This is a genomic window from Streptomyces tailanensis (genome assembly GCF_008386495.1).
Classification (GTDB): Bacteria; Actinomycetota; Actinomycetes; order Streptomycetales; family Streptomycetaceae; genus Streptomyces; species Streptomyces tailanensis.
In genome coordinates this window covers 1-13241 of record NZ_VTHJ01000081.1, presented here as the reverse complement: position 1 = coordinate 13241, position 13241 = coordinate 1, and the positions used below count along the sequence as shown (strand labels likewise).

General features: G+C 70.3%; 8 protein-coding genes and 1 pseudogene. 3 read left to right on the top strand and 6 right to left on the bottom strand.

The window, feature by feature from the left end; all coding sequences use genetic code 11:
* Nucleotides 1-80: 80 nt before the first annotated feature.
* Entirely contained in the window at nucleotides 81-857 is a 777-nt protein-coding gene (locus tag F3T56_RS40495; protein WP_149830463.1) for a YcnI family copper-binding membrane protein, read from the bottom strand.
* Between the two features lie 114 nt (nucleotides 858-971).
* On the bottom strand, nucleotides 972-1799 hold the full coding sequence (locus F3T56_RS40490) for a hypothetical protein (RefSeq protein WP_172639375.1): 828 nt from the start codon (nucleotides 1797-1799) through the stop codon (nucleotides 972-974).
* 375 nt (nucleotides 1800-2174) lie between these two features.
* Between F3T56_RS40490 and F3T56_RS40485 the strand changes: the two genes are divergently transcribed.
* Both F3T56_RS40485 and F3T56_RS40480 read left to right on the top strand, forming a co-directional pair.
* Entirely contained in the window at nucleotides 2175-2627 is a 453-nt protein-coding gene (locus tag F3T56_RS40485; RefSeq protein WP_149830462.1) for an ATP-binding protein, read from the top strand.
* Nucleotides 2628-3145: 518 nt separating this feature from the next.
* On the top strand, nucleotides 3146-4015 hold the full coding sequence (locus F3T56_RS40480; protein WP_149830461.1) for an alpha/beta fold hydrolase: 870 nt from the start codon (nucleotides 3146-3148) through the stop codon (nucleotides 4013-4015).
* A 43-nt stretch (nucleotides 4016-4058) separates the two neighbouring features.
* Here the strand turns inward: F3T56_RS40480 and fxsT are convergent, their stop codons facing one another.
* The 4 genes from fxsT to fxsA all read right to left on the bottom strand — a co-directional run bounded on the left by fxsT (nucleotide 4059) and on the right by fxsA (nucleotide 12220).
* Nucleotides 4059-8030, bottom strand: coding sequence for an FxSxx-COOH system tetratricopeptide repeat protein (gene fxsT / locus F3T56_RS40475; RefSeq protein WP_149830460.1), 3972 nt, complete (start codon nucleotides 8028-8030; stop codon nucleotides 4059-4061).
* Nucleotides 8031-8132: 102 nt separating this feature from the next.
* Entirely contained in the window at nucleotides 8133-9380 is a 1248-nt protein-coding gene (locus tag F3T56_RS40470; RefSeq protein ID WP_246204344.1) for a TIR-like protein FxsC, read from the bottom strand.
* Between the two features lie 185 nt (nucleotides 9381-9565).
* Complete coding sequence (locus F3T56_RS40465) at nucleotides 9566-11983, bottom strand: FxsB family cyclophane-forming radical SAM/SPASM peptide maturase (RefSeq protein ID WP_149830458.1); 2418 nt, start codon at nucleotides 11981-11983, stop codon at nucleotides 9566-9568.
* A gap of 39 nt (nucleotides 11984-12022) precedes the next feature.
* Complete coding sequence (gene fxsA / locus F3T56_RS40460) at nucleotides 12023-12220, bottom strand: FxSxx-COOH cyclophane-containing RiPP peptide (protein ID WP_149830457.1); 198 nt, start codon at nucleotides 12218-12220, stop codon at nucleotides 12023-12025.
* Between the two features lie 775 nt (nucleotides 12221-12995).
* On the opposite strand from fxsA, the pseudogene F3T56_RS47225 reads away from it, so the two are divergent.
* Nucleotides 12996-13241, top strand: a pseudogene (locus F3T56_RS47225) (hypothetical protein); the annotation flags it as partial.

Genomic DNA, 13241 nt, shown 5'->3' with positions numbered 1-13241 from the left:
GAGAAATGTCCCAAATGTTCGAGCCCCGGCGCGCACGGGGGCGTGCGCGCCGAGGGAGAGAGGGTCGTGAAGGCGGAGGCTCAGGCGTCGGTGCGGCGACGGCCGGCCAGGACGCCGTACGCGACGCCCGCGGCGCCGACGACGATGCCGACGACAGCGAGCACGCGGGCGGTGGTGTCGCTGGTGGCGGCGGGCTCGGCGGCGGTCTCGTTCGAGGCGGCCTCGGCGTCCTCGCCGGCGTCCTCCGACTCGTCGGAGGCGGTGGACGCGCCGGACGAGCCGGACGAGCCGGACGAGCCGTGGTGGTCGTCGGACGCGGCGGACAGCGCGAGCACGGGCGCCGGGCTCTCGGGCTCCTCCTGGCCCTCCTGCGGGACCTCGATCCAGCGGACGACTTCCTTGTTGGAGTACGTCTGGAGGGCCTTGAAGACCAGTTCGTCGGCGTCCTCGGGGAGCTGGCCGATGGAGACCGGGAACTTCTGGAAGAAGCCCTTCGTGATGCCCTCGCCGGTCGCGGTCCAGGTGATCTTGGAGACGGCCTTGTCGATCTGCTCGCCGTGCAGTTCGACGGGCTTGTCGAGCTTGGCCGTGGTGACCTCGATCTTCCAGCCGGGGACGGCCTCGGGCTGGGCCGAGGCGAGCGGGTGGTCGGTCGGGAAGCTCACTTCGAGCTTGGTGGTCGAGGCGTTGTCGCGCTCGTTGGGGACCTTGAAGTTGACGGTCGCGTATCCGCCCTTGGCCGCCGTGCCCTCCGCGGCCACGCTGACGTGCGCGAACGCGGGACCGGACAGGACGAGGACGGCGGAACCGGCGAGGGCACCGACGGCGGCGAGGGCGCCGACACGAGAAGCCTTCATGACTGGTGACACTCCACAGTGAGTGAGGAAGAGAACAGGGGTACACGCGGGCGTGCGCGTGTGTGTGCCGCACGACGGCGTCCCCCGGATGTGTGGAGCGAGCGGACCGTCGTGTCAGGCGGCGAGGGCGAGCCCGGCGGCCGGCGGACCGCGCCGGATCAGCGTGTGCTGGAGGGCGGCCGTACGCAGGGCGGGCGGGGCGGCGTACGTGGTGTGAGGGGCGCGCGATACGGCGTCCGGCGCGACCGGGAGCCCGGACCGCAGGGCCCGCGCCAGCGCGAGCGCCCCGCGCAGGGACCGTACGGACCCCGCGAGCGGTTCCTGGTCCGACAGCCGGACGAGGCGCAGCAGCGCCAGGTCGCCGTGGCGGAGCACCCATCCGGCGGCGATGGCCGCGAGCACGTGCCCGAGCAGCATGGGCAGGGACGGCAGGAGGGCCGCCGTGGAGTCCGGCGCGGTCGCCATGGCGTCCGCCGGGTGGTGCGCGACGTGCGTGCCCAGCCCGGCGTCGATGAGGATCTGCCTGGCCTGGGTGGGGCTCAGCGCGGCGGCGGTCGTCCCGCACACGAGCCGGGCGGCGCGTTCGACGAGGGCCGCGTCCATGGCCTCGGCGGCCTTCGACGCGGCGGACGCCGTGGCCGTCGTCCCGTGCTGACCCAGCCCGAACAGGGTGTGCAGCACGGTCTGGCCCACGGCCAGGACCGCCGCGATGCCCGGCAGCGAGCGCTCCCGGCCGGCCAGTACGGCCGCCACGGCGAAGACCCCCACGAATCCGACGCCCAGCGTCCACAGCGGGATCGTCGCGCACGAGGCGAGCGCGTGTCCGACCCCGGCCAGCACGACGCAGACCGCGGCGAACACCGCGGCCCGCAGGACCCGGAGATCACCTCCGGTGTGCGACCGGCGCGGGGCGCCTGGCCGGCGTGGGTGGGGGGCAGTCATGGTGGGGCCATCATCCCATCGGGGGGTCCCGCTAGGTACGCCGGGGCTCCGCCCGGTAGGCCGGTGCATGAGGGGAGGTACGGGGATATGGGGGCGCGTGTCAGGTGGGCGTCGGGCGCGTCAGGGGGTGGGGCGTTTCTCACGTTTGGCGACTGCGGGTTGTCTGTGGTTTGTCGCGCAGTTCCCCGCGCCCCTGATGGTGCGGGCCGGGAGTGTCATGTGAGACGGGTGATTCGGAGGATTTCGCTGCGCATACACCGAACGTGACGGGTCCGCATCCGCCGTTCGGGCGGCAGGACCGGTTCCGGGCGATTGCGCGACGGCCTCCATGGCAATACGTAACGGTATGTCGAGCCGCGGCCGGGAGGCTGGAGCATGAGCATCTGGTGGTCACTCCATTTGCGGCGTGAAGCTGCGAGCGTGCCGCTCGCCCGGCGGCTGCTGCTCGGCGCGATGGAGACCGCGGGCGTCGACCCGGACGTCTCCTACGACCTCTCCGTCGCCCTCAGCGAGGCCTGCGCCAACGCCGTCGAGCACGGCGGAGCCGCCTCGGCGGGCGGCACCTCGGAGGCGTACCGGGTCACCGCCTATCTCGACGGTGAGAAGTGCCGTATCGAGGTGGCCGACTCCGGCCCCGGCTTCCCGCACCGCCCACCGGTCCGCCCCGTGCCCGCCCACGCCGACGCCGAGAACGGCCGCGGCCTCGGTCTCATCCGCGAACTCGCCGACCACGTCCACATCGGCAACAAACCGGGCCGGGGCGGCGCGGTGGTCAGCTTCGACAAGATCCTCAAGTGGCGCGAGGACGCACCGCTCGTGGCGGTGTAGCGGGGTCCGTACGAGGCTGTGTGACGAGTCCGTACGTGCAGGCGGGGCGCGTTCGTCGTGAAGACCTGCTGAGGACCGGGCTCGGGGCCTTACGCGGTCTGGGCCGGGTGGCTGTCCGGCTGCATACTGGCCGGATGGGGGAGTTGGCGACCAGCACGGGCGTCCGCCGGTGAGGGGGATCAAGCCGACGGCCGACGGAACGTCACGTAACCCGGCCGTCCTGCCCGGTGCGTTCGAACAGCGCGTGATCCGTGAGCACGCGATCCCGGGTCGTACGGCCATGGTTCGCCGTATGCCCATGTCGGCCTGGACCGCGGCGCGCTGGTGCGGCCGCACGCCACCCCGCCCCGAGCCGCCGTCGGCCTGCGCGCCCCCGGTGCTCGTGGAGGTGATCTCCCCCGGTGCTCCCCGCCGAAGGCGGACGTGGCCCGAAGCCCATGCCCGCCGCGGTGGTTGACGACCGGTGACGGCGGGGATCGGCGGGGCACATGGGCACAACGGGACGACAGGGGATGGCGATGCAGCGAACGGTGCGTACCCGTACGTCGGACGGGCGACGGCTGGCGGTGGAGCAGTACGGGGATCCGTCCGGCCGACCGGTGTTCCTGCTGCACGGCACCCCCGGCAGCCGGCTCGGCCCCGCGCCGCGCGAGACGCTGCTGTACCACCTGGGCATCCGGCTGATCGCCTTCGACCGGCCCGGGTACGGCGACTCGGACCGGCTGCCGGGCCGCACGGTGAGCGCGGCCGCCGCCGATGTGCGGTGTATCGCGGATGCCCTGGGCATCGACCGCTTCGCCGTGGTCGGTCGCTCGGGGGGCGCCCCGCACGCGCTGGCCTGCGCCGCGCTGCTGCCGGAACGGACGACACGGGTGGGCGCGCTGGTCAGTCTCGCCCCTAGGGACGCGCCCGGGCTCGACTGGTTCGAGGGCATGACCGAGTCGAACGTGCGTGAGTATGTCAACGCTGCCATCGGCCGGAGCCGGGTGACCGCGACGCTCGGGCTCCGCTCACGGTCGATCCTCGCCGACCCGGCCGCGTCGATCGCCGAGATGACCAGCAGACTTCCCGAGCCCGACCGGCGGGTCGTCGCGGACGCCGGGATCCTGCACATGCTGGAGCGCAACTTCGCCGAGGGGCTGCGCAGTTCGCCCGACGGCTGGGTGGATGACGTGATGGCGTTCAGCACGGGGTGGGGCTTCGAGCTCGGCTGGATCAACACCCCCGTGAAACTGTGGCACGGCGAGGACGACATCTTCGCCCCTGTGGAGCACACCCGCTGGCTGGGCCGGAACATCCCGGACGCGGAAGTCGAGATCGAACCGGACGCCGCCCACTTCGCCGCGCTGGAAGTACTGACCCGCGTCCTGAACTGGGCCGCGGGATAGGGCCTGCCCCGAAAGCAGGCCCCATCTCACAGCGCCCGCCTCCTCACGTCTGCTGCGGCTCCAAGTCCCTGCCCACCCGCCGCCACACGCGGATGGACTCGGTGACCGGATGGGTGTCGCCGAGGACCTGGGAGGCCCTGGACTCCGCCTGTTGCTGGAGCCGTTCGGCCTCCTCCTGGCGGCGCATGTCCCGGAGGGTGATGGCCAGGTTGCCGGTGCTGACCAGGACGTCGGGGTGGCTGGACCCGAATCGGCGGCGCAGTCCCTCCACGGCCAGGCGTTCCCACCGTTCGGCGCGGTCGTGGAGCCCTATCTCCCCGTACGCGTTGGCGAGGTTGAGCCCGGCGCACAGGACGGCCGGGTGGTCGTCCCCGAGGGCCTCCGCGAGGCGGTCACGGGCCTGCTCGCTCAGCTCGGCGGCCTTCTCCGCCTCGCCCATGGCCCGGTGGTAGATGGAGAGGTTGTTGAGGCAGTACATGACGAACGGGTGCTCGGGGCCGAAGATCTCCTTGTACCTCTCCAGCACCTTGTTGGCCAGCTCGATCGCCTGGGGCGCGCCGCTCTCGGGATCCGTGGCGAAGTAGTCGGCGGCGAGGTTGAGCCGGCAGGCCAGGGCCTCGGGGATCGTGTTGCCGTACCGGTCGCGGTAGAGGGCGTACGTCTCCCAGGTCTCCTGGGTGATCCGCAGCGCCTCCGCGATCTGGCCGTCCTTGCGCAGGGAGACCGCGAGGCTCTTGTCGACCCGCAGCACCTCGGGCACGTTCGGGTTCAGGACCTGTTTGAAGCCCTCGCGCACCTCGCGCAGGATCTCCACCGAGTTCTTGTAGTCGCCCAGTTCCCGCAGGTCACGGGCGTGGTGCCCCTTGGTGGTCAGGGTGTACGGGTGCAGCGGGCCGAGCAGCGCGGTGCGGCGGCGGACCGTGTCCTCGTCGAGCTGCCGGGCGGGTTCGCTGTCGCCGGCCAGCCGGTAGTCGATGGCGAGATTGTTGGCGGCGGACAGGGTACGGGGGTGGTCCTCGCCGAAGATCTCGCGGAAGCCCCGGTAGATCAGCTGGTCCAGTTCCAGGGCCTCCTTGAAGCGGCCCACCGCCCTGAGGTCGGCGGCGAAGCTGCCGGAGGTGATCAGGATGCTCGGGTGGTTCTGGCCGAGCAGTTGCCGCTGGTCTTCGAGGGTCCTCTCGTCCAGGTCGAGAGCGTCCTGGTACTGGCCCTGGGAGCGCAGCACGTTCGCCAGTTCGAAGCGGAGGTTGAGGATCTGCTCGTCGGTGGCGTCCGGGAACTCGCCCGACCAGAACTCGTTGAGCTGGGTGCTCAGGGTGCGGGCGGCGTGCAGGTCGCCGCGCTTCCACAGATAGCGGACGCGGTAGACCATCAGCTGCCGCGGGTCCTCCTCCGAGCAGTTCCGGATGTTGGAGGGCGTCAGATGCGGCCAGATCACCTCGAACCCGGGCCACTGCGCGGGGTCGTCCAGGGCCTCCTCGGGTGGCCGGGCGGCGGCGAGGATGCGGTGCACCTCGTGGATGGTGTCGTCGTACTTCAGTTCGTCCATGCCGTCGCGGACGGCGGCCTGCACGAGCCGGTGCACCTGGATCGAGTTGTCGGTCGAGTCGACCTTGGCCAGCGCGAAACGGTTCAGGGCCTGGGTGACACGGCCGAGCATGTAGCGGGCGCGCAGATCCTTGTCGTACGGCAGCAGGGCCCTGATCATCGCGTCGCTGCCGATGAGACTCATCGAGATGGGCTCGGCGGCGAAGAAGGCGCAGAGTTCGAGGAGGCGGGCGGCGGCCGGGGACTCGTCGCGGAGCCGGTTGATGGAGATGTTCCACGTGGCGCCGACGGACCTCGGGTACTCCACCGCCTCCACGGCCTCCTTCACGGAAAGCACCTGGGTGGACTGTTCGCGCAGTTGTTCGATGTACTCGTCAACGGGTGTGGCCGTGGCCTCCAGCCAGGCCGCCGCGACCTCGATGGCCAGCGGCAGATCGCCCACCGCGTCGGCGACCAGCCCGCCGTCCTCCTCGCTCAGCCCCGGCACCCGGCGGCACAGGTGCTCCACGCTCTCCTCGCGGGTGAAGACCTCCACCTCCAGCGGCTGGACCTTGGGCAGCGTGGGCCGGGTACGCGTGGTGACCAGGATGTGGCCGTAGACGTGGTCGGGGACCGGACCGGTGTACTCCGGGAAACTGTGGAGCACCTTGTCCAGGTCCTCGACGTTGTCGAAGATCAACAGCCAGCGTTCGAACGGCTCCCCGTCCCTCAGGGCCTGGATGACCGACTCGGCGGCCTCCTTGACGTCCTCGCCGACACCCAGGCCGAGGTGCTGCGCGAGCGCCGCCAGCTTCGGCGGCACCAGCTCCGGCTGCTCGGCGTCGACCCACCACACCAGGTCGTAGTCCGCCATGAACCGGTGGGCGTACTCACGTGCGAGCTGCGTCTTGCCCACACCGCCGAGGCCGTGCAGGACCTGCGGTACGCGTTGCCCGGGCCGCCCGGTGGTCAACTGCTCGCGCAGCCGGTCCAGGATCGTGGAGCGGCCGGTGAACCAACGGTAGCGGGCCGGGACGTTGGAGATCCGTCGGCCGATGCTGGGGAAACGCAGCCCCCGGGAGCTCGGGGACACGGTGGAGACGGCCTCCGGGCGGTCGAGGCCGTGCAGCAGCGCGCTGTACGCCTGGGTCTCGTTGAGGCCCTTGAGGTCGATGACACCCCGGACGGCGAAGGGATGGCTGAGCTGCACATCGTCGACGCGTATGGACATCGGCTGCTGCCGCTTCTCCGAACCGCCGGAGTGCACGGCCGCGTCCCACGCCGCCCGCGCCCGACGGGAGTCGACGAAGCTCGGCGAGAGCACGGCGAGCACACGGTGCGCCCCGCCGGGCATGGCCTCGGCGCCGATCTCCGCCGTCGGCATCGTCTGGACGTTCTTGGGCACCACCTCGAAACCGGCCCCGCGCAGCACCGATTCCAGCCAGTCCACCCACATCCGGTCTTCCGACACGTAGTAGAGCGTCAGCTGGGACAGCGGCACCGGCCGCTGCCGGGTGAACGCGCTCTTGTACTGGGCCCGCTTCGCCTCGCTGATCGGCGGCAGCTTGGTGACCCGCTCCTCGGTGATGACCGAGGTCAGCCGTTCGCAGGCACTCAGCATGGAGTTGGCCGACTTCGGCGGGTCGCCGAAGGCCGCGAGGATCTCCTCGTAGGCGTAGTACGGCTGGTAGAGGATCTCCGTCGAGGCCCAGTAGTCGGCGAGCTGGTCGGCGTTCATGCCCGTGGGCAGGCCGGAGAAGCGTTCCCTGGCACGGGCGCGCCCGGCGTCCAGCTTGTCCTTCTCACCGAGGTCGATGCGCATGGCGACGGGCAGGATGCGGATGCCCTTGTCGCGGTGGAGTTCCTTGATGTCCTGGGCGACGGAGGCGGCGCCCTCGATGCTCTGCTCGCTGAGGGTGTAGCAGACGACGAGGGTGTTGGGCATCTGGACGGTGCAGATGTCCGCGAGGTCGCTGAGGCCGGTACGGCTGTCGATCAGGGTGTAGTCGTAGTAGCGCTGCATGTCGCCGCGCATCGCGTCGAAGAACTGGCCGCCGCCGTAACTGGCGTAGAAACGGTCCCAGTCCATGTTGCCCACGATGGGGTAGTCGCGGTGCCGCTTGCCCGCGGACAGGAAGTCCAGGCTGCCGCCGTCGGGAAAGGCCCAGTCGAGGGAGAGCGCGTGCGGCCGGACCCGCGCGTAACTGCGGTGCCAGTCCGGTGACCGGTCGGGCAGATTGCGCAGCGCCTCCCGACGGTACTCGTCGATCAGGTTGATCAGCCCGGGGGTCCCCCGCAGCAACTGGGCGTCCAGAAAGGGGTGGAAGAACTTGTGGAGGCCGGGTGCCTCCAGGTCCCAGTCCACGGCCAGGACACGGTGTCCGTTCGCGGCCAGGATCCACGCCACATTGGCCAGTGCCATGGTCCGTCCGGTGCCGCCCTTGTACGAGTAGAACGTGATCACGGTGCCGTTGCGGCTCTGTGTCATGCCTCTGCCTTCCGCCCTGTCGGCCAGTTTCGGCCTCGCTCGTCGCGCGCCTTTCGATGGTCGTGCCAGGTGGTGCCGCCGGGGTCCGTCACCCGGGTCCCGCTAACCCAGGTCGGGTCCCCTCAGCCGTGGAGGCTCGCTCGGTGGTCCCTCCGGTGGATAGGTCTTCCGGTGTTCCCAGTAGTAGTAGACGGCCGAGGAGACCGCGCGCTGCAGTTCGGTGCCGAAGGCGTTCAGATCGCGGAGGCTGCCGTTGGCCGAGTAGTGGCCGGCCCGGTCCGCCATCCGCGAGATCAGCGTCCGGTACGTGAGCTCGTCGAGCTCCTGCTCCTTCTCGGCGGAGACGGTGTCGTCCCTGTGCCGCGGGGCCATGACACTGATCCAGGGCCGTTTCTCCCCGCACAGCCTGCCCATGAGCTCCTTGCCCCGCTTGGACTGCAGCGCCCACCGGTCGAGCAGCATGAGCCCGGGTGCCTGGGCCGTCGTCCCCTGGAGCATGCGGGCACTGTCGTCGAGGACCTCGAGGTTCACCTTGTAGTCCATGGTGCGCACGAGGTCGGCCGCGTGGTCGCCGAGCGGCAGGGCCGCCTCCGGGTGGTACGGATTCCAGTCGCGGGGCTGATCCCCGTAGTAGTCCGGCCGGCGGCCCGGCGGCAGTTCCGAGCGGGTGCAGGCGAGCACCGATATGTCGAACTCCGGCGGATGCTCCTTGGACCCGAACGCGGCGGGCTGCGACTCGTAGTCCTTGGAGATCTGGCCCTCGTCCAGATCGGTCTCCTTGGCCACCCGCACGATCTGTTTGGCCAGCCGGTACACGGCCCGCTCGTACTCGTCCTGGAGGTAGCGCAGCTTGGTCAGCCCGTAGAAGCCCTCGTCCGCGTAGTCCTGACCGAAGGTGGCGTGGTTGAACTGCAGATCCCTCGCCACCTGCGGCATCTGGGCCGGCTCCACGGGCACCCATAACGCGGGGATGATCGCGCTCTCCCGCTGGGCGCCGCCGCGCGCCCGCTGGTTGACCTGGCGCTGGGAGAAGGCCCACCACTCCCGGCCGCACTGCTCACTGATGAAGTACCGCGGCGAGTACAGCGGCACGAACACCTTGCAGCGCGCCAGGTTCACCGACAACTCGTCGGTCCACTTGGTGCCCACCTGCATGCCCTGGTCCAGGAACCCGACCTTGGCACCCCTCGGGAGGTCGGTCAGCTCCATGATGTGCTCGCACAGACCGTCGTACAGCTTCCGCACCCACACATTGGGGTCGGCGCCGGCCGAATCGTGATTCGGCGTGTGCGCGTAGCTGAGGAAGAAGTACGGGCTGCTCCCCCCTCTGCCCAGACCAGCTCCTTGCACGTATGCCCCCCGACGCTCCGTGACTGGGACCCCAGTGTAGGAAGCCACAAGTCCTGTTCGGAACAGGACGAACACACCCGTCTCGGCGGTGTGTTCGCCCTTTGGGGCCGTGAGGCAGGGTTGATCGACCGGGACCGACACGGTCGCCCCGCGCATCCGGCCTCCGAGCGCCCCCGTGCGCTCCCCTAACGCGCCGCCGCCTCCCAGGCATCCCGGTGCTCCGCGGCCACCCGCTGAGCCGCCCGCAGGGCTTCCGTTCCGACCTCGGCCGTCAGCAGGCCCCGTACGGTGTCCCGCATCCCGGCCACGAACCGCTCCCCGGTCGGGGTGAGCGCGCCGGAGGCGGCCAGGGTTTCGACCGCCTCGGCCGTCTGGTCGCGCCAGCGGGAGAACTGGATCTCGGCGGCGCGGGCCTCGTCGCCGGTGGTGGTGCGGCGGCGGGCGAGCCAGAAGTCGATGACCGCGAGATGGGCGTACGTGCCCTGGAGCAGTCCCTCCAGGGGACGCGGGTCGGGACGCCAGGGGGCGTAGAACAGGCGGTCGCAGGACGGGTCGTGGAGATCCGCCAGGTCGAGCACGGCCCCGAGCTTGACGTGCTGGAACTCATGGACGAGCAGCAGTGCGAGCGCCTCCGGTGTGGCCGGCCGAGCGATGGCCACCGCGCCGAAGGCGTCCCGGGCGGCCGAGCTGATGTCGTCGCCGTCGGGGGAGGGGACGAGCGGGGTGACCACACGGAGCCCGGCGGCGATGCCGGGCGCGTACTGCGGCAGTTCGCGGCGGATCCACGCCCAGGCGGCGGCCAGGTCGGCCCGCCACGCCTCGGCCTCGCCCTCGGTGAGCCGGGGGTGCGCCGGATGCCCGTGGCAGTCCCGCCAGGGATCGGTGTCCTCCAGGGTGACGGCCCAGCCGTCCAGCTCGAACCGCCGGCTCCCCTGCCAGGCACGGTCCTTGGCACCCTTCCAGGGCATGGCGTACGTCCGCCCGCCCGTGCGCACGGTGAAGCCCTCGGCGTCCGCGCACACTTCTGCCTGCTCGACGCCCGCCCCCACCGCGAGCGCGCCCAGCGTCGGCAACCGCAGCAGCCCGTCCCGGACAGGAACGACGACGGTCTCCCCTCGCCCGGCGTGCAACGCGGCGGCCGCGGCGATCTCCGCGACACCGCGCATGCCCGTCTCGGCCGCTTCCGCGTCGCCCTGGAGGGACCTGAGGGCCCAGGGGCGTACGTAGGGGTGGGCCAGCACCTGGTCCACCGACGCCGGTGCGACCCGGTCGAGGACGGTGAGCGACTCCCAGGCGGCCTCGCCCAGCGGGGTGTGCGGTGTCTCGTGCCATACGAGGGCCAACAGCTCGCGTCCCAGGGAGAGCTGGTGGCGGGCGAGCAGGTCCGTGGTGAGGGTGGAGCCGAGGCCGGCGGCCAACTCGTCGAGGTGGTAGTTGTCGAGGGTCGGCTGGACGGACTGGTCGGACTGGTCGGACATGTGACGGTCCCGGATGTCGGTGATGAGGCGCAGCAGGTCGGAGCAGTACACGGACGGGTTCAGGAACCCGCTGCCCGTTCTGTACCGGTGGGCGTAGAGCCCGCCGCCACAGGAGCGCACGACGGGACAGGCCTGGCACTGCTCGGACAGCCCGTCGAGCCCCTGCTGCCGCGCCACGACCCCCGGATGCGCGGCCACCTCGTCGAGCGAGTTGGCGATCACCTCCATACCGGTGACGGGGGCGCCGTCGTACGCCGTCTTCAGCGAGTCGGCCTGTTCGAAGGTCCCGTCGGTCTCGATCACGGCGAGGTCGGCCGGGGCCAGCCCCAGCGACTCGGTCAGACTGCTCTCGCCGCGCAGGGTGCGCAGGATGGAGTCGAAGACGCGTACGTCCATGGGGCGGCCGTCCGCGATCCAGCGATCGTGGACCGCCAGCAGCCAGCGCGCGTAGGCCGTGCCGTCGGTGTCGTCGGCCGGGCGCATGGGGGGCTCGTCCCAGGTGGCGTGCGGGAGGAGGAAGTCGACGCGTGGTGGGGTGAGTTCGGCGAGCGCGTCGTAGACGGCGACCGGGTCGTTGCGTACGTCGATGGTGCAGAGGATGCCCGCGAAGAGATGGCGATAGCGGGGCTGGTTGAGCAGGGCGATGCCCCTGAGGACCCGGTCGTGGCTGCTGCGCCCGTTGGCGTAGCGGCGGTGCAGGTCGTTCGCGGCCTTGTCGCCGTCCAGCGAGACGCCGACCTTGATGTCGAACTCCGCGAACAGGTCCAGGAACCGCTCGTCGAGCGTGACGGCGTTGGTGTGGATCCGGAGATCCAGCTCGCACACACCGTCGAGTGCCTTATGGAGCTCCTCGGCGGCACTGCGCAGCCGGGACCGTCCGGCGAGGAGCGGCTCACCCCCGTGGAGGACCACATGGGCGGTCTCCAGGCCGTGGGCTGTCGCATGTTCGGCGATGCGTTCAGCCGTCGCCCGGAGAATCGTGTCGGACGTCACGATGGGCCGACCGCGCCAACTTTGGTCCGCATGCTCGAAGACGTAGCAGTGGTCACATGCCAGATCGCAGCGGCTGTGCATTTTGAGCACGAATTGGCTTAAGGGGTGGGGTGGTCGGCCCATGGGTGTCATGAGGGTCGTGTCTGTTCTCGATCGAGGTGATCGATGAGGTCAGACCGAGCTCTGGAAAGCCGCGACCGAGACCCGGCCGGGCCCCCGTCCCTCGACACCGTTCGACACGGCACGAGTCACCGCGCGTGACAGTGCACCGTTACTCTGCGCAGCCAGCTGCACCAGGGGAATCCGCTCCGGACCGACGGCGGTCGGCTTTCCCGGCTCTTCGGCTGTGGCGTCGAAGGAAGCGTGCATTCGGACCTCATCAATCTGCAGCGCTGGGGGCGCTGACGTGGCTAGTGGCCTCTACTACTCAAGCACCGCCCGGGTAGAGCCGCCTGTCGAGCCGTCTGTCGAGCCGAACAGCACGCTTGCAGTGGCCGACGGACGAACGGCATCAGATGCCGACCCGGCCACGGAGTGAGAGGACGATAGCGCCCGTAGCCGACGGTCTGTTGTGTGTCCACAGCACTCGCCGGACAGGTCCACACTCGTGGGTGACCAACGTCTCCTCTGGTTGCCGATAATGCCGAGGTCACCGCCCTGACTCCTGGTCAAATGGCGATCGCTGAGTAAAACCTACCAGTGAAGAGTGTTATTAAGACGTTACACTGATTCCGCTGTTCGATGTGCTGGTGAACCGCTTCTCGGGCGGCGCACTGGAGTGCAAGGTGTGCGGTGGAGCATTGGCCGCGTCTGTGCGCAACACGGCACGCCTCCCAAGTGAGTTGGTGCCCCGGCGAAGCGACTGCTGACTTGGACGCCGCGTCCGTCGCCACTGGTTCCCGGTGGTCGAACACCTTCCGGTTCTGCGTCGCGCCGACTCTCGGCGGCTCGGGTGGCCGCCGAGCCCTTGTAACGGAGCGTGAGCGAGAACGGCCGTGCGCGAGCGGCATCAGATGCCGAATCCAAGGGCAGGTACCGCAACAGGCGCAGGGTGTTCGGTACGGCTTCAGCCTTCTCAGCACTCTCAGCGCCCTCACAGCCACACCCCAGCCCGCTGACGGCGTGCGTCCATAGCGTCGGCGGCATGACGGGAAACCAGGCAAAGCACAAAAGCAAAACGATCACTTGGCGCCGGGCGCTCGCGGTGACCGGAGGTACGGTCGCGGCCGGTGGGCTGGCGGTCGCGGGTTATCAGGCCGCGTTCGCGGATGAGACGACGGGTACGGCCGGGGCGACGGCCGCGTCGTCGGTGGCAAGCAGCAGCACTAGGGCCTGTTCTGAGTTGAGATCACGGGATCGGTCATTCCCGCTTCAGGAGGGCGCTGGCTGC